This window comes from Glycomyces mayteni (genome assembly GCF_042428885.1).
Lineage (GTDB): Bacteria > Actinomycetota > Actinomycetes > Mycobacteriales > Micromonosporaceae > Glycomyces > Glycomyces mayteni.
This window is the reverse complement of sequence record NZ_JBHMBP010000002.1, coordinates 995685-1018229: the sequence shown is the minus strand read 5'-3', so window position 1 is coordinate 1018229 and position 22545 is coordinate 995685. Positions and strand designations below refer to the sequence as shown.

25 protein-coding genes and 1 pseudogene are annotated in these 22545 nt (G+C 73.2%); 8 read left to right on the top strand and 18 right to left on the bottom strand.

What is annotated here, in order from left to right; translation table 11 throughout:
* Positions 1–25: 25 nt before the first annotated feature.
* Complete coding sequence (locus ACFFXY_RS11370; RefSeq protein ID WP_382349901.1) at positions 26–916, bottom strand: LysR family transcriptional regulator; 891 nt, start codon at positions 914–916, stop codon at positions 26–28.
* A gap of 100 nt (positions 917–1016) precedes the next feature.
* Here ACFFXY_RS11370 and ACFFXY_RS11365 point away from each other — a divergent pair, with 100 nt between their 5' ends.
* Complete coding sequence (locus ACFFXY_RS11365) at positions 1017–1364, top strand: DoxX family protein (protein WP_382349898.1); 348 nt, start codon at positions 1017–1019, stop codon at positions 1362–1364.
* On the opposite strand, the gene ACFFXY_RS11360 is transcribed toward ACFFXY_RS11365, so the two are convergent.
* Positions 1361–1942, bottom strand: coding sequence for a TetR/AcrR family transcriptional regulator (locus tag ACFFXY_RS11360; protein ID WP_382349895.1), 582 nt, complete (start codon positions 1940–1942; stop codon positions 1361–1363). The genes ACFFXY_RS11365 and ACFFXY_RS11360 overlap by 4 nt on opposite strands.
* A 98-nt stretch (positions 1943–2040) precedes the next feature.
* Here ACFFXY_RS11360 and ACFFXY_RS11355 point away from each other — a divergent pair, with 98 nt between their 5' ends.
* On the top strand, positions 2041–3018 hold the full coding sequence (locus tag ACFFXY_RS11355; RefSeq protein WP_382349892.1) for an aldo/keto reductase: 978 nt from the start codon (positions 2041–2043) through the stop codon (positions 3016–3018).
* A gap of 10 nt (positions 3019–3028) precedes the next feature.
* Here the strand turns inward: ACFFXY_RS11355 and ACFFXY_RS11350 are convergent, their stop codons facing one another.
* The 6 genes and pseudogenes from ACFFXY_RS11350 to aztA all read right to left on the bottom strand — a co-directional run bounded on the left by ACFFXY_RS11350 (position 3029) and on the right by aztA (position 7037).
* Complete coding sequence (locus ACFFXY_RS11350; protein WP_382349889.1) at positions 3029–3514, bottom strand: MarR family winged helix-turn-helix transcriptional regulator; 486 nt, start codon at positions 3512–3514, stop codon at positions 3029–3031.
* Between the two features lie 10 nt (positions 3515–3524).
* On the bottom strand, positions 3525–3920 hold the full coding sequence (locus ACFFXY_RS11345; RefSeq protein WP_382350624.1) for a GNAT family N-acetyltransferase: 396 nt from the start codon (positions 3918–3920) through the stop codon (positions 3525–3527).
* A pseudogene (locus ACFFXY_RS11340) lies at positions 3897–4865 on the bottom strand (pirin family protein); the annotation flags it as partial. The pseudogene ACFFXY_RS11340 and the gene ACFFXY_RS11345, both read right to left, overlap by 24 nt.
* 94 nt (positions 4866–4959) lie before the next feature.
* Positions 4960–5841: a pirin family protein gene (locus ACFFXY_RS11335; RefSeq protein ID WP_382349886.1), complete on the bottom strand. Its 882-nt coding sequence runs from the start codon at positions 5839–5841 to the stop codon at positions 4960–4962.
* A gap of 52 nt (positions 5842–5893) precedes the next feature.
* Positions 5894–6328 carry a tetratricopeptide repeat protein gene (locus tag ACFFXY_RS11330; RefSeq protein ID WP_382349883.1) on the bottom strand — a complete coding sequence of 145 codons (435 nt, stop codon included), beginning with the start codon at positions 6326–6328 and terminating at the stop codon, positions 5894–5896.
* Positions 6329–6389: 61 nt separating this feature from the next.
* A complete protein-coding gene (aztA, locus tag ACFFXY_RS11325) occupies positions 6390–7037 on the bottom strand; it encodes a zinc ABC transporter ATP-binding protein AztA (RefSeq protein ID WP_382349880.1) in 648 nt (215 codons plus the stop codon).
* 59 nt (positions 7038–7096) lie between these two features.
* On the opposite strand from aztA, the gene aztB reads away from it, so the two are divergent.
* From aztB to ACFFXY_RS11300, 5 genes are all read left to right on the top strand, one after another.
* On the top strand, positions 7097–7945 hold the full coding sequence (gene aztB / locus ACFFXY_RS11320) for a zinc ABC transporter permease AztB (RefSeq protein ID WP_382349877.1): 849 nt from the start codon (positions 7097–7099) through the stop codon (positions 7943–7945).
* A complete protein-coding gene (locus tag ACFFXY_RS11315; RefSeq protein WP_382349875.1) occupies positions 7946–9130 on the top strand; it encodes a hypothetical protein in 1185 nt (394 codons plus the stop codon).
* Complete coding sequence (gene aztC, locus ACFFXY_RS11310) at positions 9124–10047, top strand: zinc ABC transporter substrate-binding protein AztC (protein WP_382349872.1); 924 nt, start codon at positions 9124–9126, stop codon at positions 10045–10047. The genes ACFFXY_RS11315 and aztC overlap by 7 nt, the downstream gene beginning before the upstream one ends.
* A gap of 59 nt (positions 10048–10106) precedes the next feature.
* Positions 10107–11252 (top strand): zinc metallochaperone AztD, encoded by a 1146-nt coding sequence (gene aztD / locus ACFFXY_RS11305; protein ID WP_382349869.1) that lies wholly within the window; start codon positions 10107–10109, stop codon positions 11250–11252.
* An 81-nt stretch (positions 11253–11333) separates the two neighbouring features.
* Positions 11334–11876: a GNAT family N-acetyltransferase gene (locus ACFFXY_RS11300; protein WP_382349866.1), complete on the top strand. Its 543-nt coding sequence runs from the start codon at positions 11334–11336 to the stop codon at positions 11874–11876.
* 1 nt (position 11877) lies between these two features.
* On the opposite strand, the gene ACFFXY_RS11295 is transcribed toward ACFFXY_RS11300, so the two are convergent.
* The 8 genes from ACFFXY_RS11295 to ACFFXY_RS11260 form a co-directional block, all read right to left on the bottom strand.
* Positions 11878–14136 (bottom strand): alpha-L-arabinofuranosidase family protein, encoded by a 2259-nt coding sequence (locus tag ACFFXY_RS11295; RefSeq protein ID WP_382349863.1) that lies wholly within the window; start codon positions 14134–14136, stop codon positions 11878–11880.
* A gap of 128 nt (positions 14137–14264) precedes the next feature.
* Positions 14265–14717: an iron chaperone gene (locus tag ACFFXY_RS11290; protein ID WP_382349860.1), complete on the bottom strand. Its 453-nt coding sequence runs from the start codon at positions 14715–14717 to the stop codon at positions 14265–14267.
* An 86-nt stretch (positions 14718–14803) separates the two neighbouring features.
* Positions 14804–15994, bottom strand: coding sequence for a M20 metallopeptidase family protein (locus tag ACFFXY_RS11285; protein ID WP_382349858.1), 1191 nt, complete (start codon positions 15992–15994; stop codon positions 14804–14806).
* A gap of 59 nt (positions 15995–16053) precedes the next feature.
* Positions 16054–16707 carry an FMN-dependent NADH-azoreductase gene (locus ACFFXY_RS11280; RefSeq protein ID WP_382349855.1) on the bottom strand — a complete coding sequence of 218 codons (654 nt, stop codon included), beginning with the start codon at positions 16705–16707 and terminating at the stop codon, positions 16054–16056.
* A gap of 2 nt (positions 16708–16709) precedes the next feature.
* Positions 16710–17321 (bottom strand): TIGR03085 family protein, encoded by a 612-nt coding sequence (locus tag ACFFXY_RS11275; protein ID WP_382349853.1) that lies wholly within the window; start codon positions 17319–17321, stop codon positions 16710–16712.
* 46 nt (positions 17322–17367) lie between these two features.
* Positions 17368–18297, bottom strand: coding sequence for a phosphotransferase family protein (locus tag ACFFXY_RS11270; protein WP_382349851.1), 930 nt, complete (start codon positions 18295–18297; stop codon positions 17368–17370).
* Positions 18298–18339: 42 nt separating this feature from the next.
* Positions 18340–18870: an anthrone oxygenase family protein gene (locus ACFFXY_RS11265; RefSeq protein ID WP_382349849.1), complete on the bottom strand. Its 531-nt coding sequence runs from the start codon at positions 18868–18870 to the stop codon at positions 18340–18342.
* 67 nt (positions 18871–18937) lie between these two features.
* Entirely contained in the window at positions 18938–20119 is a 1182-nt protein-coding gene (locus tag ACFFXY_RS11260; RefSeq protein WP_382349846.1) for a DUF418 domain-containing protein, read from the bottom strand.
* 182 nt (positions 20120–20301) lie between these two features.
* Here ACFFXY_RS11260 and ACFFXY_RS11255 point away from each other — a divergent pair, with 182 nt between their 5' ends.
* Positions 20302–21216 (top strand): NADP-dependent oxidoreductase, encoded by a 915-nt coding sequence (locus tag ACFFXY_RS11255; RefSeq protein WP_382349843.1) that lies wholly within the window; start codon positions 20302–20304, stop codon positions 21214–21216.
* 15 nt (positions 21217–21231) lie between these two features.
* On the opposite strand, the gene ACFFXY_RS11250 is transcribed toward ACFFXY_RS11255, so the two are convergent.
* Together ACFFXY_RS11250 and ACFFXY_RS11245 are read right to left on the bottom strand one after the other, a co-directional pair.
* Positions 21232–21672, bottom strand: coding sequence for a VOC family protein (locus ACFFXY_RS11250; protein ID WP_382349840.1), 441 nt, complete (start codon positions 21670–21672; stop codon positions 21232–21234).
* Between the two features lie 125 nt (positions 21673–21797).
* Entirely contained in the window at positions 21798–22511 is a 714-nt protein-coding gene (locus ACFFXY_RS11245) for a hypothetical protein (RefSeq protein WP_382349837.1), read from the bottom strand.
* Between the last annotated feature and the right edge of the window lie 34 nt (positions 22512–22545).

Here is a 22545-nt window from a genome sequence, read left to right as displayed (position 1 = left end):
GGGCCCGATCGCGGCCACCGCCCGGTCAGTCGGCCAGCGCGGTCGCGGCGGCGATGAGGTCGGCGAGCGGTCCCGACATGCCGGTTCCCTTGGGCCACACCAGGGCGACCTCGCTCGGGGCGACCCCGGCGACCTCGCGGTAGGCGATGTCGGGGCGGGCGTAGTAGCGGGCGGCGCTCGCGGGGGCCAGGGCGATGCCGTCGCCGTTGGCGATGGCGGTGAGCCAGTCGTCGGGGTGCTCGGTCACCGCGCCGACGTTCACGGGTCGGCCGCCGCGGGCGTCGGCGGCGACCCAGTGGTCGCGGAAGGCGCCCGTGGCGGCGGGGGCGGCGATGAACGGCTCGTCGAGGAGGTCGTCCATGGTCAGCGACTCGCGTTGCGCCAGCGGATGGTCCGCGGCCATGGCGATGCAGCGGGGCTCGGTGAGCAGGACGACCGCGTCGAACTCGTCCTGGCGCGGGAAGGGCAGGCGCATGAACCCGGCGTCCACGTCGCCGGAGACGAGCCCGGCGACCGGGTCGCCCCAGCTCGCCTGGCGCAGTTCGACGCGCCAGTCGGGGCGGCGGGCGCGGAACGCGGCGATGATCGGCTGGGTCTTCTCGTTGGCGGCGCTGGCGAGGAAGCTGACGCGCAGCACGCGGGACGCCTCGGTTTCGGCGGCGCGCACGGCGCGGCGGGCGCCGTCCCAGGTGGCGAGGACGGCCGGGGCCGCGGCGGCGAGGGCCTCGCCGGGGCCGGTGAGGGCCATGCCGTGCTTGGAGCGGTCGAAGAGGCGGGTGCCGAGCCGGGTTTCGAGCTGGCGGATCTGCTTGGTGAGCGCGGGCTGCGAGAGGAAGAGGCGCTCGGCGGCGCGGGTGAGGTTCCCTTCCTCGGCGACGGTGGCGAAGGAGCGCAGCAGCCGCGTGTCGACATCCATAACCACAGGTTATCGATACTGGTATTGGACGTGCGGCGGGATCGGCCGGAGACTTGGGTCGCCCGGCGGAGGTGCCGCCGGGCGACAGGAGGACCGCCCGATGCTCGTCGCTTTCGTCGTCGTCACCGTGATCGCCATCGCCGCGAACGCGGTCGAGTCCGTCGCGAACTTCATGGGCGCGGCGTGGGTGAAGCGGAACTCGCGGGCGGTGGGGGTGCCGGACTCGTGGCTGCCGTTCCTGGGGGTCGTGAAGGGCGCGGCGGCGCTGGGGCTGGCGGCCGGGTTCGCGTGGCGGCCCTTGGGAATCGCGGCCGCGGTGGGCCTGGTGGTGTTCTTCGTGCTGGCGACGGCGCTGCACGTGAGGGAGCGGGTGTTCCACAACATCTCGGGGCCGCTGTCGTTCCTGGCGCTGAGCGTCGCGGTCCTGTGGCTCATGATCGCGGTCTAACCGGCGGCGGGGAAGAGGCGCGCGACGGCGGCGACGACGGCGGCGCGGCGCTCGCCCATGTACCGCTCGCGTTCGGCCGGGTCGGCCGGGAGGAAGTCGATCTTCCCGGCCCAGGCCGCGGCGATCTGGTTGAGCAGCACCAGGATGTCGATCGGGTCCCAGGACGGGTCGAGCGCGCCGTCCGCCTGCGCCTGCCGCAGCCGCTTGAGCTTGCCGGCCATGGTGGCGCGGATCGGGTCCTCGGTGTCGTCGGCGTCGAGTTCGAGTCGGCCCCACTGCATGAGCCGGTACCGCTCGGGGTGCGCCGCGTAGTAGTCGTGGAGGCGGCCCGCGTACTCGGGGAGCCCGGCCGGGTCCATGCGCGTCGCCTCGGCGACGGCGGTCAGCTCGGCGGCCGAGACGTGCCGGTAGAGGGCCTCCTTGCTCTTGAAGTACGCGTAGACGCGCTCCTTGCTGGTCCTGGCCGCTTTCGCGATCCGGTCGATGCGGGAGCCCGCGATTCCGTAGCGTGCGAACTCGGACCGCGCGGCCGCGAGGATGCGGTCGCGGGTGGCCTCGGGACTGGTCGTGGGCGGCATATGCCCAGCATACCTGCCCGAACCGTTCGGTTTGACGATCGCGGTTCTACGGAGTAGCGTTCAAACCGAACCGTTTGGTTTGACGAAGGGAATCTGTCATGCAGCACCGCGCACTGGGAACGCAAGGGCTCCGGGTCTCGGCGATCGGCTACGGGACCATGGGCCTGACCATGGCGTACGGCCCCGGCGACGAGGCCGAGGGCCGAGCGACCATCCGCAAGGCCCATGAGCTGGGCGTCGACTTCTTCGACACCGCCGAGCTGTACGGCCTGGGCACCGGCTCGAACGAGACGCTGCTCGGCGAGGCCGTCAAGGACTTCCGGGACGAGATCGTCATCGCCACGAAGTTCGGCTTCGACCTCGCCGACCTCTCCAAGGGCTTCGGCCTGAACAGCCGCCCCGAGAACATCCGCAAGGTCGCCGACAACAGCCTCCGCTTCCTCGGCACCGACCGCCTCGACGTGTTCTACCAGCACCGCGTCGACCCCGACGTGCCGATCGAGGACGTCGCCGGGACCGTCAAGGACCTCATCGAGGCCGGGAAGGTCAAGTACTTCGGGCTCTCCGAGGCCGGGCCCGAGACGATCCGCAAAGCCCATGCCGTGCAGCCGGTCTCGGTCCTCCAGACCGAGTACTCGCTGTTCGAGCGGGACGTGGAGCGGCTGTTCCCGGTCCTGGAGGAGCTCGGCATCGGCTTCGTGGCCTACTCGCCGCTGGGCCGCGGCTTCATCACCGGCAGCGCCAGGCCCGCCGCCGAGTACGACGAGTCGGACATGCGACGCAACGACCCCCGCTGGGAGCCCGGCAACTTCGAGCGGAACGTCGAGGCCGTCGAGCGGCTCGGCGAACTCGCGCGGGCGAAGGGCGTGACCGTGCCGCAGCTCGCGCTCGCGTGGACCCTGCGCCAGAAGGACTACATCGTCCCGATCCCGGGCTCGCGCAGCCGGTCCCGCGTCGAGGAGAACACCGCCGCGGCCGAGGTCCACCTGACGGACGCCGACCTCGGCGCGGTCAAGGAGATCCTCCCGACCGGCGGCTTCGGCGCCCGCTACGCCCAAGTGCCCGAATGGGTCTGAGGCGCGGCCGCTAAGGCCGGATGCGGTCGATCCGCTCGGTGAGCTTCGCGGAGAGGCGGCCGAGCTCGGCGAACTCCTCGGGGGCGAGGGCGTCGAGGACGAGGCGGCGGACGGTGGCGACGTGCTTGGGGGCGGCGGCCTCGATGGCGGCGCGGCCGTGCGCGCTGATCGCGACGTACGCGCCCCGGCCGTCCTCCTCGCACTCCTCGCGGGCGACCAGGTCGCGCCCCGCCATGCGGCGGATCTGGTGGGACAGGCGGCTCTGCTCCCAGTCGATCCCCTTCGCGAGGTCCTGGAAGCGGACGCGGCCCTCGGGGACGTCGGTGAGCGCCACCAGGACCTCGAAGTCGGCGGACGACAGCCCCGAGTGCGCCTGGAGGTCGGCGGCCAGGCGGGCCGAGAGCTTCAGGTGCAGCCGCACGAAGGCGCGCCAGGAGCGCTGCTCGTCGTCGCTCAGCCAAGGCACGGCGCCCGGGTCGGGCTCGGTGTCGTTCACGAGGTCCATTCTAGGTTCGGGTCGGCGCGTCGCCGGGCTGGCCGAGTTCGGCCTCCAGCCAGTGGAGGACCTGGGGCGAGACCCGGTCGGCGGCGTCGGCAAACTCGGGGTGCCGCTTGATGAAGCGGGCGACGTAGGGGCAGACGGGGACGATGCGCTTCCCGGCGGCGCGCGCGTCCAGGAGCGCCTGCTCGACCAGGAGGGCCGCCAGGCCCTTCCGGGCGAAGGAGGCGTCCACTTCGGTGTGGTAGAAGATCCGCTGGTCGCCGCGGTCGCGGTAGGCGGTCAGTCCGGCGCGGGCGCCGTCGATCGCGATCTCGTAGAGGCGCTCGGCGTCGACCCGGCGCACGACGGGCTCCCCGTCAGGCTCAGGACGCGCGGGCGGCGGCGGGTTGCGGCGGGGCATGATGACGGCGTTGGGCAGGGGCGGCGCGGGGAGGCGGGGCCCGGGGTAGCCCTCGACGGCGCCGAAGCGGTCGGTGGCGGCCTCCCACTCGTCGCGGGCCTCCACGATCTCGTCGTGGCTGCGGGCGATGAAGTTCCACCACATGACGATCTCCTCCTCGAACGGCGGGCCGCCGAGCAGGATCAGCCGCGCCGGCTCGTCGGCGTCGTTCACGAGGGTCAGCGTCGCGGCGCCGGGCGCGGTGTAGCCGAGTTCGGCGTGGCGGAGCGCGGTGCCGTCGAGGCGGACCTCCCCCGCGTCCACGAGGACGCCGTGCTCGAACCCGGCGTCGACGTCGAGGACGACCGTCGCGTGCGGGTCGAGGTCGATCTGCGCGCCGAGCAGCGGCGTGAAGGTGCGGACCGGGGAGGCCGATCCGGCGAGCGAGCCGAGGAAGACCCGGAGTTCGGCCCCGTCGATCCGCACGGGTTCGGGCACGTGGTGCTGGAAGTCGCGGCCCGCGTGCCGGTCGGCCTCGGGGAGCGCGACCCAGAGCTGGACGCCGTGGACGACCGCGGTCGCCGGGGTGGAGACCTCGGAGTGGGCGATCCCGCGGCCGCCCGTCATCAGGTTCATCTCGCCGGGGCGGATGAGCGCGTGCGTGCCGAGGCTGTCGCGGTGCTCGATCTCGCCGCTGAACAGCCAGCTGACGGTCTGGAGACCGGTGTGCGGGTGCGGCGCGACGTCCATGCCGCCGGCGGCCGGGACCTCCACGGGGCCGTAGTGGTCGGCGAAGCACCAGGCCCCGATGAGGGTCCGGGCCCGCTGCGGGATCGTGCGCCGCACCAGCAGCGCCCGCGGCCCGCCGAGCGGCACCTCGCGCGGCTCCAGCACCTCCACACCGGCTTCGGCTCCCCGCGGCGGGCTGCACCGCACCGCCTCCGGGGCCGTCTCCGTGTTGCTCACCTGGACCACCTGCCGTCCGAATTGATTGTCATATCATCTATCTGCGAGCATAGCCCTACGATCATGGCCGCCCGACCGGTCCGGCGCGGGCGATTCAGCGGTCGTAGGCGAGGCGCGCGGTGCGGGGCACCGGACCGAAGGCACCGGACTGGAAGTCCCGGTACGCCTGGGCGATCTCGGTGCGGCTGTTCATGACGAACGGGCCGCCGAACGCGACCGGCTCGCGCAGCGGCGTGCCGCTGTAGACCATGACGCGCGCCGGGGCGTCGCCGTCGGGGACCGCCAGGTGCAGCACCGTCTCCGCTGCGCCCGCAACGGGATCGGACCACCCGGTCTGCCCGGCCGCGACCTCGCGCCCGCCGATGAGCGCCCGCCCGGCCACGACGTGCGCGAACAGCCGGTGCTCGCCCGGGACGGCGAGCGCGTACGACGACAGCGGGTCGATCGCGGCGAGCAGGCCCTGCACCGGCTGGTGCGTCTCGGCCTTCCCGGTCACGCCCGCGACCGTCCCCGCGTGGACGTCGATCACGACGCCGGGGGCCTCGACGCGGCGCATCCCGGCGCGGGTGAGGTCCTGGTAGCGCGAGTCGGTCAGCTTCTTCGCCTTGGGGAGGTTGAGCCAGAGCTGGAGGGTGTGCGCGTGCTCGTTGCGGTAGGCGAGCTCGCGGTGGACGATGCCCTTCCCGGCGGTCATCCACTGCACCTCCCCCGGTTCGAGCGCGCCCGCGTGCCCGAGGTTGTCGCCGTGTTCGAGCACGCCGTCGACCACGAGCGTGACGGTCTCCAGTCCGCGGTGCGGGTGCCATTCGAAGCCGGGCTCGGAGAACCAGTCCTCGGCCATGACCAGGAACGGGTCGGTCAGTGCGGGGTCGGCGGGCGCGAAGGCCAGCGCCTTGTCGTCCACTTGGGCGTCGGGCCCGAGACGGCGGGCGTCCTCGACGCGGTCGAGGGTCCGCTGGTGCGCGGTGGTGGTCATGAGGCTCATTCTCCGCTGGTTCGGTGGGGCCGGGCGCCGAACGGCGCCCGGCTTACTCTGCGGCCGTGAGCCCGAAGGCGGCGGCCATGCGCTTCCAGGACGCGGCCTCGTCGTGGCGGCCCTGGCGTTCGAGGGTGCGCGCGAGCAGCAGGTGCGCGTAGTGCTCGACAGGGTCGCGGTCGATGACCTCGCGGAGCTGCTCCTCGGCCCGGCGCAGCTGCGCGGAGTGGTAGTAGGCGCGCGCGAGCAGGAGCCGGGGGCCGGTCGGGCCGGGGGCCTCGGCGACGAGCGCGGCGAGGAGGTCCGCGGCGCCGATGTAGTCGCGGGCCTCGAAGCGGGCGTTCGCGCGCTCCCAGCGCTCGAAGGGGCCCTCCTCGCGCGGGACGGGGACGCCGCCTGCCGCGACGCCGTCGAACAGGTGGGTCGCGGCGACGAAGCGGTCCGGGGCGGCCTCGCCGTTGGGAAGGAAGTCGTTGAAGTCGCTCATGGCTTCCCTTCAAGTAGTTGATACGTCATCTGTACCCGACGGAACGCCTCCGCGTCCACCCCTATTCCCGGGCCTCCGGGTCCGCGATCCTGCCGTGGGCGAGGACGATGCGGGCGTCGGCGGCCGCGGCGTCGCCGGGGTCGTGGGTGGCGTGGACGATCGTGGTGCCGCGGGCGCGCTCCTCGGCGAGGACGGCGGCGATGCGGGCCTTGGCGGCGGCGTCGAGGCCGGTGGCGGGCTCGTCGAGGAGGAGCAGGTCGGACCGTTGGGCGAGGCCCTGGGCGAGGAGGACGCGCTGGCGCTGGCCGCCCGAGAGGGTGCCGAGGCGACGGCGGGCGAGGTCGGCGACGCCGAGGCGTTCCATGCATTCGTCCACGATGGACCGGTCTTCGCGGGTGAGCCGCCGCCACGCGCCGCGGTGGGCCCAGCGGCCCATGGACACGGTCTGGCGGACCGTGATCGGCAGCGCGTCGGACGCCTCGCTGCGCTGGACCACGAACGCGACGCGGCCCGAATGCGAGCGCCACAGCGAGCCGGACGCGGGCGGGTGGACGCCCGCGAGGACGCCCAGGAGCGTCGACTTCCCCGAGCCGTTGTGGCCGGTCACCGCCGTGATGCTCTGCGGCGGAACGGCAATGGTGACGTCGTGGAGCACGGTGGCGGCGCCGTGGCGCGCGCTCACCCCGTGCAGCTCGATCGCGGCGGACATGTCCTGGATCACTCCCTCTCGGTTTGAAATCGAAAACGATTTTCATTATAGTTCTGGCCGTGGAATGGTTGACCAGCCCCTTCGAGGTCGGATTCGTGGCCCGCGCACTGTGGGGCGGCATGCTCGTCGCGGCGATCTGCGGACTCGCGGGCACCTGGGTCGTGCTGCGCGGCATGGCCTTCATGAGCGACGCGATGTCGCACGGCATGCTCCCGGGCGTCGCCGTCGCCGCGCTCCTCGGCGGGAACCTCCTGCTCGGGGCCGCGGCCAGCGCGCTCGCGATGGCACTCGGCGTCACCGCGCTCTCCCGCTCCCCCAGGCTCTCCCGCGACACCGGCATCGGGCTGCTGTTCGTCGGCATGCTCGCGGCGGGCGTCGTCATCGTCTCCCGCTCGGGGTCGTTCGCCGTGGACCTCACCGGGTTCCTGTTCGGCGACGTGCTGTCGGTCAGGGGCGCCGACCTGGCGGTGCTCGCCTGCGCGCTCGCTGCGGCGCTCCTCATCACCGTCGCGTGCCACCGCTCGTTCACGGCCCTCGCCTTCGACCCGCGCAAGGCCGCCACCCTCGGCCTGCGCCCCGGTCTGGCCCAGGGCCTCATGGTCGGGCTCCTGACGCTCGCGATCACCGCGTCGTTCCACGTCGTCGGCACCCTGCTCGTGTTCGGCCTGCTCATCGCGCCGCCCGCGGCGGTGAGTCTGTGGGCCGACCGCATCCCCGTGATCATGGCGGGCGCGGCCCTGATCGGCGCGGCGGCCACCGCGGGCGGGCTCCTCGTCTCCTGGCACCTCGGCACGGCCGCGGGCGCCACCATCGCGGGCCTCGCCGTCGCCTGCTTCTTCGCCTCGGCGCTCGCCGCGCTCGTCCGCGACCGCCTCCCGCTCCGCCCCGTCATCCTGAAAGGACACTGAATGCCGCTGCCCACGAGAGCCCGAGCCGCCGCCGCGCTCGCCGTCGCAGTCCTCGCGGGCTGCGCCGCCGATCCCGGCGACGCCGCCGAGGACCCCTCCCCCACGCCCCACGGGTACGTCGAGGGCGCCGAGGAGACCGCCGAGGCCCAATGGCGGCTCGTCGTCGCCGACGCCGGAACCGGCGAGGTGCACCTCCTCGACCCCGCGACGGAGGAGTCCGTCGTCGTCGCCACGGTGGACGACCCGCGGCAGGCGGCGAGCGACGGCCGGTACGCGTACGTCTCGGACGGGTCGGGCACCCGCGTGATCGACGGCGGCACATGGACGGTCGACCACGGCGATCACGTGCACTACTACAAGAGCGAGCCGCGGGACGTCGGCACGGTCGACGCCGCGGTGTCCGCCGCGGTCGGCGACCCGGCGGTCACGGTCTTGAACGCCGGGCACGGCGTGGTCCCGCTCGACCGCGAGTCCCTGGACGCGGGCGAGATCGCCACGACCGGGAGCGTCGAAGCCCAGGCCGCGGTCCCCTACGGCCAGCGGCTCATCGCGATCGACGGCGGCGCCGTCCGGGTCCTCGAACGCGACGGCAGCGGCGGCGACGAGCTGGCCAAGGACTGCCCGGAGCCGCAGTCCCCCACCGTGACCCGGCGCGGCGCGGTGTTCGCGTGCGAGGACGGGGTCCTGCTCGTCACCGGCGACGACGAGTTGACCGCCGAGAAGATCCCCTACCCCGCGGGCGAGAGCCTCGACGGCGGCCTCCACCACCGGCCCGGCACCTCGGTGCTCGCCGCCCGCAGCGACGGCGGCGGGGCGCTGGTGCTCGACCTCAAAGAGCGCGAGTGGACCGCGCTCGACTGGACCGCCGACGACACTGCTGCGAACGGCGCCGCCGACGCGGTCGCGGTGACCGCGACCGGCGAGGACGCGCCCGTCCTGGTGCTCACCCGCGACGGCGTGCTCCGGTCCTTCGACCCCGCCACCGGCGCCCCGCTCGCGCAGACCGCGCTGCTCACGGTCGCCGACGGCTCCACGCCCGTGATCGAGGCCGACACCGCCCGCGCCTACGTCAGCGACCCCGGTGGCGGCGCGGTCCACGAGATCGACTACCGCGACGACCTGCGCCTGGCCCGGACCTTCGACCTCGGCTTCACGCCCGGCCCCATGGCGGCGACGGGATGGTAGCCGCGCTCACGCGACGCGCACTCGTGTCGCTCCCGGTCCTCGCGGTCGCGCTCTCCAGCTGCACCGCAACGGGATCAGACCGCTCCGGCATCGTCGTGACCACGAACATCCTCGGCGACCTCGTCCGGAACGTCGTCGGGGACCAGACCGAGGTCACGGTCCTCATGGCCGCGGGCGCCGACCCGCACTCGTTCGGCGTCTCGGCGCAGCAGGCCGCGTCGCTCGAACGCGCGGAACTGCTGGTGCACAACGGCCTCGGCCTCGAAGAGGGCGTCCTCAGCCACATCGAGGCGGCCACCGCGTCAGGCGTGCCCGGCCTCGCCGTCGGCGAGCACGTCGACCCGATCGAGTACGGCGCCGACGAGTCTGCCGGGCAGCCCGACCCGCACTTCTGGACCGACCCGGTGCGCGTGGGCGAAGCCGTCGCGATCATCGCCGACCACGTGATCGAACACGTCGCAGGTCTCGACGCCGAACGGGTCCGGGCCGGCGCCGACGCGTACCGCTCGCAAGTGGACGACCTCCACGAGCGCACCGCGGAACTGTTCTCCCGCATCCCCGACGAGCACCGCAAGCTCGTCACCAACCACCACGTCTTCGGCTACCTCGCCGAGCGGTACGGCTTCGAGGTCATCGGCGCCGTCATCCCCTCCGGCTCCACACTCGCCTCCCCCAGCGGCTCCGACCTGAAGGACCTCGCCGACGCCGTCGCCGCCTCCGGCGTCCCCGTCGTGTTCGCCGACTCCTCCCAGCCCGAACGGCTCATCGCCGCGATGGCCGACGAGACCGGGCTCGACATCGCGATCGTCCCGCTGTTCACCGAGTCGCTCACCGAACCCGGGCAGGGCGCCGGGACCTACCTGGAGATGGCCGCGAGCAACGCCGAAGCCATCGCCGAGGGCCTTGCGCCCCGATGACGTACACCCCATCCACCGACGGGGCCGTCCCCGGCCCCGGCACAAAGAGAAGGAACCGCATGAGAACCCGCACCCTATGGACGCCCGCGCTCATCAGCACCGGGCTCGTCCTCGCCGCCTGCGGCGGCCCCGCCGACGAGGCCGCCGAAGCCGACCCTCTCGAAGTCGAGAACGCGCTGGTCGCGACCTACGACGGCGGCGTCTACGTCCTCGACGGCGACACGCTCGAAGTCGTCGCGGACCTGCCCCTGGAGGGCTTCAACCGGGTCAACCCCGCCGGGGACGGCCGCCACGTGCTCGTCTCCACCGCGACCGGCTTCCGCGTCCTCGACGCGACCGCCGCGGCGCTCTCGGACGACGAGTTCGCCGCCGCCGAGGCCGGGCACGTCGTCAACCACGCCGGCGTCACCGTCCTGTTCGCCGACGGCTCAGGGGAGGTCACCCTCTTCGACCCGCAGGACCTCGGCGGGGGCCTCCCCGAGACCAAGACGTTCACGACCGAGCACCCGCACCACGGCGTCGCCGTCGAGCTGGCGAACGGCGAACTGCTCGTGACCCTCGGCGACGAGGAGTCCCGCCCCGGCGCCCAGGTCCTCGACGCCGAGCGGAACGAGATCGCCCGCAGCGAGGAATGCCCAGGCGTGCACGGGGAGTCGGCCGCGATGGACGAGACGATCGTGGTCGGCTGCGAGGACGGCGTCCTGGTCTACCGCGACGGGGCCTTCACCAAGATCGACAGCCCCGACGAGTACGGCCGCATCGGCAACTCCCGCGGCCACGAGGACTCGCCGTACGTCCTCGGCGACTACAAGAGCGACCCCGAGGCCGAGCTGGAGCGGCCCACGCGCGTGTCCGTGATCGACACCGCGACCGGCGAACTGACGCTCCTCGACGTCGGCACCAGCTACACCTTCCGCTCCCTCGCCCGCGGCCCCGGCGGCGAGGGCCTGCTCCTGGGCACCGACGGCGCCCTCCACGTCATCGACATGGAGCACGCCGCCGTCACCGCGTCCTACCCGGTCCTCGACGCCTGGGAGGAGCCGCTCGAATGGCAGGAGGCCCGTCCCGCGGTCTTCGTCCGCGGCGACACCGCCTACGTGAGCGACCCCGCCGCGCAGAAGATCTACGCACTCGACGTCGCGACCGGCGAGATCACCGCCGAGACCGACCTCCAGCACGCGCCCAACGAGATGACCGGCGTCTAGCCCCCCGGCCCGCCGCAGGCTTCGCGCCTGCGGCGGGAACTCGGTTGCGCCGGACCCGCGCCGGTGCGAGACTTCCCGGTCATGGAAACCCGATCACCGGCACTGCGCAGCGAGCGGCTCACCCTGGAGCGGTACGTCCCGGCCGACGAAGAGGACTTCGTCGCCCTGTTCACGGACGTGCGCGTCGCCCGCTTCATGGGCGACGGCCCCGAACCCGAACCCGAACCCGCCGTGCGCGCCCTGTTCGCACGGGTCTTCACCAAGGTCTACGACACCGGCGCGTTCGACGTGTGGGCCGTCCGCGAGAACGGGGCCTACGTCGGCCACGCCGAGATCAAGCCCACCGAGGTCTCCGGCGGCCACGAGCTCATCTACGCCCTCGCCCACCCCGCCTGGGGCCGCGGCCTCGGCACCGAGCTCGCCAAGACGATCATCGCCCACGGCTTCGACGCCCTCGGCCTCGACGCCGTCCACGCCACCGTCGCCGCCGAGAACACCGCCTCCCTCGCCGTCCTGACCAGACTCGGCTTCACCCACGTCCGCGACGACGAGAACGACGACGGCACCATTACGCGCGTGCTCACCGTCGGCAAGACCGACGCCCACTGGTACCGGGCCGCCTGAATCAGACCGTGACGACCGCGCTGGCGAACGACCACGGCGGCAGCTCGATGTCGACGCCGTCGTCGCCCTTGGCGGTCAAGGACACCGGGGTGACCGGGGAGGCGTGGAACAGCTCGCCGTCGTCGGGCCCGGCGCCCGCGAGGAGGGTGACCGCGGCGGTCGCGGGGCCCGGGACGGCGATGTGCGCGGTCTTCGCGGTGTCCTCGGCGTTGACCAGGCGCACCACGTACTCGGTGCCGCCCGCGGCGTCGCGCGAGAGGACCCCGGCGGTGACCCGCTGCTCGGGCCGCAGGTCCTGCTCGTAGTCGTGGCGCAGCTCGCCGTCGGTCCAGACGCGGACGCGCGGGCCGTCGAGCTTCACGCGCACATGGACGGGCTCGCCCGCGTGGAGGCCGCGCCACGGGACGGGCCCGTGGTCGCCGTTGCCGATCCCGTCGTCGGAGCGGTTGACGACGGTGAACTTGTTCTGCCACATGCCGAACGACACGGTGAGTGAACTGGCGGGGGCCTCGGGGCCGAGCCGGATCTCGAAGCCGTCCTCGCCCTCGGTCTTGAGGGCGGTGAACTCCAGCTCGCACGCGGTCGGGTCGATGGGGCCCAAGTGGACGCCGTCGCCGCCGATCCCCGTGCGCGCGTCCGGGACGGGCGCGCCGTCGAGCCTGACGCCGGTGAACGCGACCGAGGCGCGCGCCGAGGCGAGCACGGCCGTGCCGATCGTCGGGAGCGCCACCGGCACGTGCTCGACGCCTTCGAGGGCCACGGAGTGGACCCGCCGGCCGCGTTCGGTCCCGAACGCCTGCTGCACGTAGTACGAGGCGCTCGGGCGCACTTCGTCGGCGGTGAAGTAGATGAGGTCCGGCGTCCACTGCGAGTGGCCCACGCGGGCCAGCAGCGGCGCGTACGACGCGAGGCGCACGACCTCGGGGCGGCGCTCCATCGCGGTCATGTACGCGGCCTCGGCCAGCGCCGACCGCACCTTGCTCGACCACGCCGCGTACTCGCCGAGGTAGACCTTGGGGCCCTCGGGGTCGTAGGCGTTCCAGCGGTCGAGGTTCTGGTGGTACCAGCGCGGGTTCTGGTAGCCGTGCTCGTCCACGACGGGGACGGCGCGCTCGCGGGCGTAGGCCCAGCCGCGCTCGTAGTCCTCGCCGTGCGGGGCGGGCCCGACGGTGCCGATCGGGGTGACCTCGGGGTGGGCCTCGCGCAGGGCGTCCTCGATGCGGGCGTACCGGTCTCGGAACTGGTCGGTGATCTCGTCCTCGTTGCCGATGCCGAGGTAGCGCAGGCCGAACGGCTCGGGGTGGCCGAGTTCGGCGCGCTTCGCGCCCCAGCGGGTGTCGGGCCCGCCGTTGGCGAACTCGACGAGGTCGAGCACGTCCTGGACGTAGGCGTCCATCTCGTCGTCGGGGATCGCGTGCTGTCCGCCGGGCGAGTTCTGGCAGCAGACTCCGGCGGCGACGATCGGGATGGCGGTGGCGCCGGTGGCCTCGCAGAGTGCGAAGTACTCCAGGTACCCGATCTGGCGGGACTGGTGGTAGTGCCAGATGTTGTACGCCTGCACGCGTTCGTGGCGGGGGCCGATGGTGTCCTTCCAGTGGTAGACGTTCGCGAGGCCGTAGCCGTGGGCGAGGCAGCCGCCGGGGAAGCGGATGAAGCTCGGGCGGAGGTCCTTGAGGGCTTGGAGGAGGTCGGGCCGGAAGATGAGCGGTTCGCCGTCCTCGCCGAGGGGGCGCAGGGAGACGGCGTCGAGGTCGACGGTCGCGTCGGCGGGGACGGCGAGGCGCAGTTCCCCGCGGCCGTCGGCGGCTGCTTCGAGGTCGGTCTCCACGTGCCGCCAGCCGCCTTGGGACACTTCGAGAACGGCGGCCGCCGCGCCCCCGGCGACCTGGACGTCGATCACGGTGTCGGCGTCGGCGCGGGCGAACAGCGACAGGCGCATCCGCTCGCCGCGGGCCGCGCCGACGCCGTCCCAGCCGCCGTTGGCGATCGCGGCCGGGCCGGTCAGGCGCGCGTAGTGGGCGTTGTTGGGGTGCAGCGGGTCGTCGGTGCGGACGGCGACCCCGCCTTCGACCGCCCAGCCGGTGAGCGGGTGGAAGCCCTCGCGCTCGGAGGCGTCGAACTCGAAGTCGCCGTTGCGGACTCGCTCGGCGTTGAGGCCGCCGTCGAGGGCGTCGTTGAGGTCCTCGATGAACAGGCCCCACAGGTCGGGGGCGGCTTCGGCGACCGCGTCGCCGACGCGGACGGTGAATCGCTGGCTCATGTCGGGGGTGCCTTCCTGGGCATGCGTCGACCGATGTTTATCGGTAAAGTCATGCCACTGTAACGGCACGGGGACCGGTGGTGTCAACCCCCTCCCACCGGTTCCCCGCCTCTGCGCCAGGTGATCGGTCAGCCCGCGGCCTGGGCGACCAGGGCCGCGATGCGCTTCTCGACGGCGGGGGTGATGTCGGTGAGGGCGAAGGCGGTCGGCCACATGTCGCCGTCGTCGAGGGCGGCCGGGTCGTTGAAGCCGAGGGTGGCGTAGCGGGCCTTGAACTTCTGGGCGCTCTGGAAGAAGCACACGACCTTGCCGTCCCGGGCGTACGCGGGCATGCCGTACCAGGTCTTCGGGGTCAGCCCGGGCGCGTTGGCGGTGACGATCTCGTGGACGCGCTCGGCGAGGACGCGGTCGGGGCCCTCCATCTCGCTGATCTTCGCGAGGACGTCGGCGGTGCCGTCGGCCTTGGTCGCGCGCTTGCCGCGCCGCTGCTCCTTCTTCAGCTCCTCGGCGTGCTCCTTCATCGCCGAGCGCTCGTCGTCGGAGAATCCCACCGAGGTCTTGGCGGTCTGCTTCGCGGTCATCTTGGGCTCCTTCTGTGTCGTTCCCTGATGACTACGATGCTAGTTTTCGCAGCTGAGCCCTGCTTCTCGATTCCTGATCGATCGCCTCAGCCGCGCCGGAGCCTGCGGAACGCGAGCTCGGCGAGGAGCGCCGCGCCGTCGGCGAGGACGGCGTCGTCGAACGCGGCACGCGGCGAGTGGTTCGAGGCGGCCTCGCGGAAGTCGTCCTTCACGGTGGCGCCCAGGAACAGGTAGGAGCCGGGCACCTGCTCCAGGACCCGCGAGAAGTCCTCGGAGCCGGTGACGGGGTCGGTCATCTCGACGTACCGCGCGTCGCCGAACAGGTCCCGCACGGTCTCGGCGACGAACGCGGCCTCGGCGGGGTCGTTGACCGTGGCCGGGTCCTCGCGCACGAACGCGGCCTCGGCGGTGAGGCCGTGCGCGGCGGCGATGCCCTCCGCGAGCCGCACCGACTCCCGCTCGACCAGGGCGAGCGCCTCCTCCGAGAACGTGCGGACGCTCGCCTCGAACACCGCGCTGTCGGGGATGATGTTGTGCCTGGTCCCGGCATGGAAGGTGCCCACGGTGAGGACGATCGGGTCGAACACCGAGAACCGGCGGGTGACGAGCGTCTGGAGCGCCGTGACGATCTCGGCCGCGACCGGGATCGGGTCGAGCGCGGTGTGCGGGCGGGAGCCGTGGCCACCCGCGCCGACGACCTTCACCGTCAGGGCCGAGATCGCGGCCATCATCGGGCCGGGCTTGGTGGTGAACACGCCGCGCGGCAGCCGGTCGGACATCACGTGGAGGCCGTACGCCGCGTCCGCGCGGCGGCCCGCGGCGTCGAGCACGCCCTCGTCGATCATGTGCCCGGCGCCGTCGCCGCTCTCCTCGCCCGGCTGGAACATGAAGACCACGTCGCCGTTCAGCTCGTCCCGATGGGCCGCAAGGAGTTTCGCGGCGCCGACGAGGCCCGCGGTGTGGAGGTCGTGGCCGCACGCGTGCATGGTGCCGACGCGGCTGGAGACGTAGTCGGCGTCGTTCTCCTCGACCACGGGCAGGGCGTCCATGTCGCCGCGCAGCAGCACGACCGGGCCCGGCCCGCCGCCGCGCAGGACCGCGGTGACCGAGGTCGCGGCCTTGCCGAGGGTGATCTCCAGCGGCAGGCCGTCGAGGGCGGCGAGCACGGCCGCCTGCGTCCCGGGCAGGTCGAGCCCGATTTCGGGGAGGCGGTGCAGTTCGCGGCGCAGTGCGACGAGCTCGCCCTCGATGGCGGCGGCCTGTTCCCGGAAATCCATGTCCACTCCTGATCACGCCCTCGACCGGCGGGTGCGCGGCCGACGCAATACTGCCACGCTCAGGCGAGCGAGCCCGCGAGCGCGGTCAGGCGTGCGGCCGCGGCGGCGCGCTCCGCCGCGAAGGCCGGGCGCTCGCCCGCGAGCGCGGCCGTGGAGGTCGAGAGGGTGCGGCCGACCATGACGACGGCGACCTCCATGCCGAACTCCTCGCCGAGGATGAGTTCGAGCGGCGGGACCACGTGGTCGCGGTGCTCGTTCGCGGTGCCGGGCCCGTGGACGGTGCCCCGGATGGTGACGACGACGGCGGTGCGGCCGCGCAGCGGCCGGGTGTCGCGGTCGGCCGCGGAGGTGAGGCCCCGGACGTGGACGTGGTCGAGCCAGGCTTTGAGCGTCGAGGGCAGCGAGTAGTTGTACATGGGCGCGCCCAGGAGCAGCACGTCGGCGCTGAGCAGTTCGGCGACGAGGGTCCGTTGCGTCTGTGCCGCTTCGCGGTAGGACTCGTCGGCCGCGGGGGCGGTGGCCGGTGCCGTCGTCGGCGCCCAGTGGAGGGCGGCGTGCGTCAGGTGCGGGACCGGGTCGGTCCGCAGGTCGCGTTCGGTGACGGTGTACGCGTCGCCGCGGCCGCGCCAGGCTTCGGCGAAGACGCCGGTGAGGTGGCGGGAGACGGAGCCGTCCGCTTGGTAGGAGGCGTCGATGCGGAGGAGTCGCGGCATCGTCAGAGGCCGTTGTCCGCGCCCAGCATCGCCTCGACGGCCACGGAGTCGCCGGAGAGTTCGACGCGTGCGACGTCGCGGCGGCCGCTGAGGTAGAGGAGCAGCTCGACGGGTTCGCCGGTGAGCACGGCGCGCTCGGGGGACCCGAATCCGCGGGTGCGGCCGTCGGGGACGCGCAATTCGAGGCCGTGCGGGCGGATCTTGCGGGCGGCCCGCCAGCCGGTGAGGCCGGAGGTCTTCCAGGCGAGCGCGTCGAGGTCGGGGCGGCCGGTCCGGGGTTCGAGGCCGTTGGCGCGGCGGACGTCCTCGTGGTGGATCAGGTACTCGGCGCCGTTCATGGCGGTGCGCAGGCCGGGGAGGCGCCAGGGCACCAGCGGGGCTCCCCCGCGGAGCCGGTCGATGAGCGCGGGCAGGCCCTTGGCCTTCTCGGCGGCCATCTTCTCCACGCTCCACCTGGAGAAGTGCTCGCGCAGGACGAGGTGCGCGGCGAGGTCGAGGGCGGTCCAGCCCTCGCACATCGTCGGCGCGTCGGGGCCGACCTCCGCCAGCAGCTCGCACAGGTCGCGGCGCTCGCGCTCGTCGACCGGCAGTCCTCGCTCACGTGCCGCGCCCATCCGCCGCCTCCCTCTCGGTCCCACGCCCAGCGTAGCCGCGGCGCGACTAGCGGCCGGGGTGGATCCAGTAGCCGTCGAGATCGGCGAGGCTCGGCGGGTCCGCAAGGAGGGGAGCGAGGCGGCGGAGCATGAGCTGGAGTTCGGGGACGCGGTCGTCGTGGGCGTAGAACGCGGCGCCGTTGAGCCCGGCGGCCGTCATGTGGAGGCGGACGCGGGCCCTGGTGTCCGCCGAGTCGTCCAGTCCGGCGGCCGCGGCGCGCGCCTGCGGGGCCATGACGGGCCAGGGTCCGGCCCAGAACAGCTGGTAGGCGAGGTCCCAGAGCGGATCGCCGTAGCGGGCGCACTCGAAGTCGATGACCCCGACGGCGTCGCCGTCGACGATGAGGTTGTCGGCGCTGAAGTCGCCGTGCAGCAGTGCGCGCCGTTCGGGGAGCGCCGCCGCGTCGGCGGCGTACAGGTCGGTGAGGGCGTCCACGAGCTTCCGGTCCTCTATGGACAGTTTGTGCCAGGCGTCGGGGCCGGGGACCGGGTCGTGCCAGGCGGACTGGCGCCCGTTCCCGGTCGCCGGGTCGAGTCCGCCGAACCCGGTGGACGCCGAGACGTCGGCGGTGTGGATGCGGCGCATGGTCTCGGCAACGGCTTCGGCGGCGGCCGCGATGCGGTCCGGGGGCAGGTCGCACAGGCGGACCCCCGGCAGGCGCGTGGTGACGCACCACCAGGAGTCCCCGACCGGGCCGGTCGCGAGGACCTCGGGGGCGCGGTCCGCGCTCCCGGCGAGGAGCGCCGCGGCGCGGGCCTCCACGTCGAACCCGTCCCGGCGCTTGCACGCGCGGACGACCACCGGCAGGTCGCCGTCCTCGGCGGCGAAGACCTGCGAGTTCTCGCCTTCGGTGAGCGGGCGCCAGTCGGCGAGCGGCCGGTGGCCTTCAGCGACGGCGGCGGCGATGTCGTCCATGGCGAACCGGGGCTTCCACATGCGCCGACCGTAGCGGGACCGGGGCCGGTCCCGCGAGTGGTTTTACCGGCGCCGGTGGATCACGAGCGTCCACGCGAGGCCGGCGAACGCCGTCAGGGTGACCAAGGCCCGCACGGTGTTCCAGGCGGTCCAGCGCGCCTCGTCGAGCAGCGCGCGGGCCGCGGTGAAGTCGGCGTCGGTCCCGAGCTCGGTGGCGGACCTGATCTGCTGGTTGAGGGGTTCGTTGACGCCCATGGTGATCACCACGGACACGAAGTAGGCCGCCAGGGCGACCGACAGCCAGACGATCACGGCGCGCTGACCCGAGCGCAGGTGCAGGACCAGCGCGAGCGCGATGAGCAGGAGCGAGCCGGTGAACTCGACGCCGAGGAACAGGGGGTTCATGATGGCCGCGTCGAGCGCCTGGAACGCCCCCACGAACGTGCGGTCGTCCACTTCGCCCAGTCCGGGCATGATCGTGCTGGACCAGTCCGTGTAGACGCCCGCGGTCAGGCCGGTCGTCAAGGTGGCGAGGAGGAGGACCGCGGTGCGCAGGGGGCGGGCGGGGCCGGGGGGGTTCGGTGCTGTCGTCATGTCTCCATCAAAGCCCGCCGGGGCGCGGTCCTCCATAGTCGCCGAGCGCGGTTGCATTCGCGATCGTCTACGCGCGCCCGACCAGGTAGCGCAGCAGCGTCTCGGCCGGGCCCTGCCTGCCTTCGGCGTCGAGGACCCGGGCCGCGAGCACGCCGACCGTCCAGACGGCCAGCGCCACGCCGACCGCTCCGGCCTTGCCGACCGCGTCGCCGACGCCGATGAGGTCGTGGTTCATGACGAGCGCGAGGGCGAGCGAGATGAACAGGTAGACGCTGAGCGAGCGGCGTCCGGCCGCGGCGAGCAGGCGGGTGCCGGGGCCCTGCCGGTCGGTCAGCCGGAGGGCGAGCAGCCCGAAGAGTGCGACGTAGCCGATGCCGCCGAAGACGCCGGTGAGTTCCTGGACGGTGTTGAGCACGCCGTACGCGAGGTCGCCGACCTCGAACGCCCCGGCTCCGGCGAGGGCGAGCGGCAGGGCCCCGGCGAGCGAGACGGCGACGCCCGCGACGGCGAGGCGGCGCAGGAGGGGCGCGTTGTCGGCGGGGCGGTCGAGGAGCCGCTTGCGGGCGGCCCAGATGCCGACGACCACGAAGACGAACATGGGGAACATGAGGGTGTTGGCGAGGGGTCCGACGACGATGCCGACGAGCCGCAGGGTCCAGTCCTCGGCGGTGGCGTAGCCGGGGTGGACGAGGGTGCCCGAGTCGGAGGCGAGGACCAGCATGAGGATCACGGAGGTGCACGCGTAGACCGGCGCGAGGATCGCCAGGGCGCGGCGGAGCCTGATCTGCGGCTTGTAGACGAGGAGTCCGATCGTCAGGCCCGCGATGCCGTAGGCGGCGAGGATCTCGGCGGTGTAGGCGAGGACGGTGTGGACGGTGCCGAACACGAGGAGCCACAGGCTGCGGCGGCGCAGGAGGCGGCGGCTCTCCCGCTCGTCCAGGCCCTTGCGGCGGTGGCCGTCGACGAGCATGACGAGGCCGTAGCCGAACAGGATGCCGAACATCGGGAAGGCCCGGTTCTCCACGACCAGTGTGGATGCGAAGCTCACGGCCTGGTCGAGGGCCGAGCCGCCGGGGCGGCGGCCGTAGCCGCCCGCTTCGCCGCCGGTGGTGTAGACGGGCGCGTAGGCCATGGCGATGAGCAGCAGCATGCATCCGCGGGCCAGGTCCGGGGCGAGGATGCGCGGGGCGGGGGCCCGGTCCGGTCGGCGGAGGAGCGCGGTGTGGGCGCCGTCGGTCGGTCGAGTCACCTCTCGATCATCGGACGCCAAGCGGCCCAGCGCCATCCGGTGGACCCGACCCGGCGTCCTCGGGTCCGCCCCCGGTCGGGGGTGGGGCGCTCCCCATTGACGGGGCCGCTTCGGGGACTTCGCGGGCGGCCGGTCGCGTCAGGTCGTTTAATGGAGCGGTCCGCCCGAGCGAGAGGACGCGTATGAGGGCTGTGTTCGTGACCGATCAGGACGCCGGGACCGCCGGTATGGCCTTCGGCGAGCGGCCCGAGCCGCATGCGTCGGAGAACGACGTGGTGGTGCGGGTGCGCGCGTCGGGGTTCACGCCCGGGGAGCTGACGTGGCCGGGGACGTGGACCGACCGGGCCGGGCGGGACCGCACGCCGAGCATCCCCGGGCACGAGCTGGCGGGGGTGGTCGACTCCCTCGGGTACGGCACGACCGGGCTGACGGTGGGGCAGCGGGTGTTCGGGCTCGCCGACTGGACCCGGGACGGGACGCTCGCGGAGCTGGTGGCCGTCGAGGCCCGGAACCTCGCGCCGCTCCCGGCCGACATCGACTTCACGACCGGCGCGAGCCTGCCGATCTCCGGCCTGACCGCGTGGCAGGGCCTGTTCGACCACGGCCGCCTCCAGGCAGGGCAGACCGTCCTCGTCCACGGCGCGGCGGGCGGCGTCGGCTCGGTGGTCTCCCAGCTCGCGCGCGAGCATGGCGCGCATGTCATCGGCACCGGCCGCGCCGCCGACCGGGAGGCGGCGCTCGACTTCGGGGCGGACGAGTTCCTCGACCTCGGCGGCGACGACCTCGGGGCGGTCGGCCTCGTGGACCTGGTGTTCGACGTGATCGGCGGCGACGTCGGCGCGCGGTCGGCGGCGCTGGTCCGGCCCGGCGGCACGCTCGTCACGATCGCCGGACCGCCGGAGGTGCGGCCCGCGGAGGCGGGCGCGGTGTTCTTCGTGGTGGAGGCCGACCGGTCCCAGCTCGCCGAGATCGCCGCCCGCGTCCGGGACGGCCGCCTGCGCACCCGCATCGGCGCGGTCCACCCGCTGGAGGACGCGGTGCGCGCGTTCAACCCGGTCTCGCGCCCGACCGGGAAGACGATCATCACGATCGGCTGAGGCCCCCGGGTCCGGTCACCCGAGTTCCTGGGCGAGGGCGACGAGGATGCCTTCGGGGCCGCGGAGGTACGCGAGCTTGTAGGAGCCCTCGAACTCCACGACCTCGCCGACGAGTTCGGCCCCGTGCGCGAGGAGGCGGGCGATCCGGTCGTCGATGTCGTCCACCGCGAACATGATGCGGCGGATGCCCAGCGTGTGCGGCGGGGCGTTCACCGGGAGGCTCCGGATCGCGTCCGGAAGCCGGTACCGGGCGAGTTCGACCCGCCCGTGGCCGCCGGGCACGCGCATCATGGCGATGTCGACCTTCTGGTCGTCCAGCCCCACGAGCCGCGCGGCCCAGACGCCCTCGACCTGCGCCCTGCCCTCCAGTTCCATGCCCAGCTCGGTGAAGAACGCGACGACCGCGTCGAGGTCCTCCACGATGATCTCGATGTTGTCCAGCTTCTTGAGCGTCACGGCGGCTCTCCTCGTCTCTCGCGCGGCCGCTGCGGCCGCGTCTGCACCTGGGACGGAGCCGCCTCCCCATTCTCGACATCCCGGAGCGCCTTCGGCGCGGGAAAGTTCGATCGGGCCGGCGGGGGTCAGCCGATCGGCGCCGGGTCCGGGGCCGCGATGCACGGGAACACGTTGTCGTCGAGCGTGTTGTCCTTGCCGCGCGCGCAGAACTCGAAGCCGCCGGTCGCCGCGGCCTCGTCCTCGACGCTGAAGGCCACCGCGCCGACCATGGTCGCGCCGGGCTCCATCTCCACCCCGAAGATGCTGCCCTCCATCCAGAGGTAGTTGGTCCAGTCGTCGCTGGCGAACGGCTCGAACTGCGCGCTGAGGATGCGGGTGTTCCAGCCGTCGTAGTAGCAGTAGGCCGGGTCGTCCACCTCGTGCCCGGTGAGGCAGGGGCTCGCGGAGGACGGGTACCGCATCTCCAGCGTGTACCCGAGGTTCGACAGCCCGGCGTGGTCGAGGCCGCGGTCGTCCAGCTCCCCGGTCGCCACGACGTAGATCACGAGGTAGTGCGTCCCCGCCTCCGCGGTGTAGTCGAGGAACTCCGTCGTCCACTCGGTGCCGACGGCCTTGATGCGCGTGCCGATCGACGCCGACTCCGCGTCGAAGTACAGCAGCTCCTCGCCGGGGAACTCGTCGAACGTGGTCGGCGTCGGCTCGGGGGACGGCTGCTCCTCGGCCGGGGACTGGTCCGACGCGTCGCCCTCACCGGCGGCGTCGGCGTCGCCCGCGTCGTTGCAGCCGGCGAGGAGCGTCAAGGCGCCCAGTGCGAGCGCGGACATGGAACGGATGGACATCCGGGTTTCCCTTCGGGTTCGGCGGGGCGGTGAG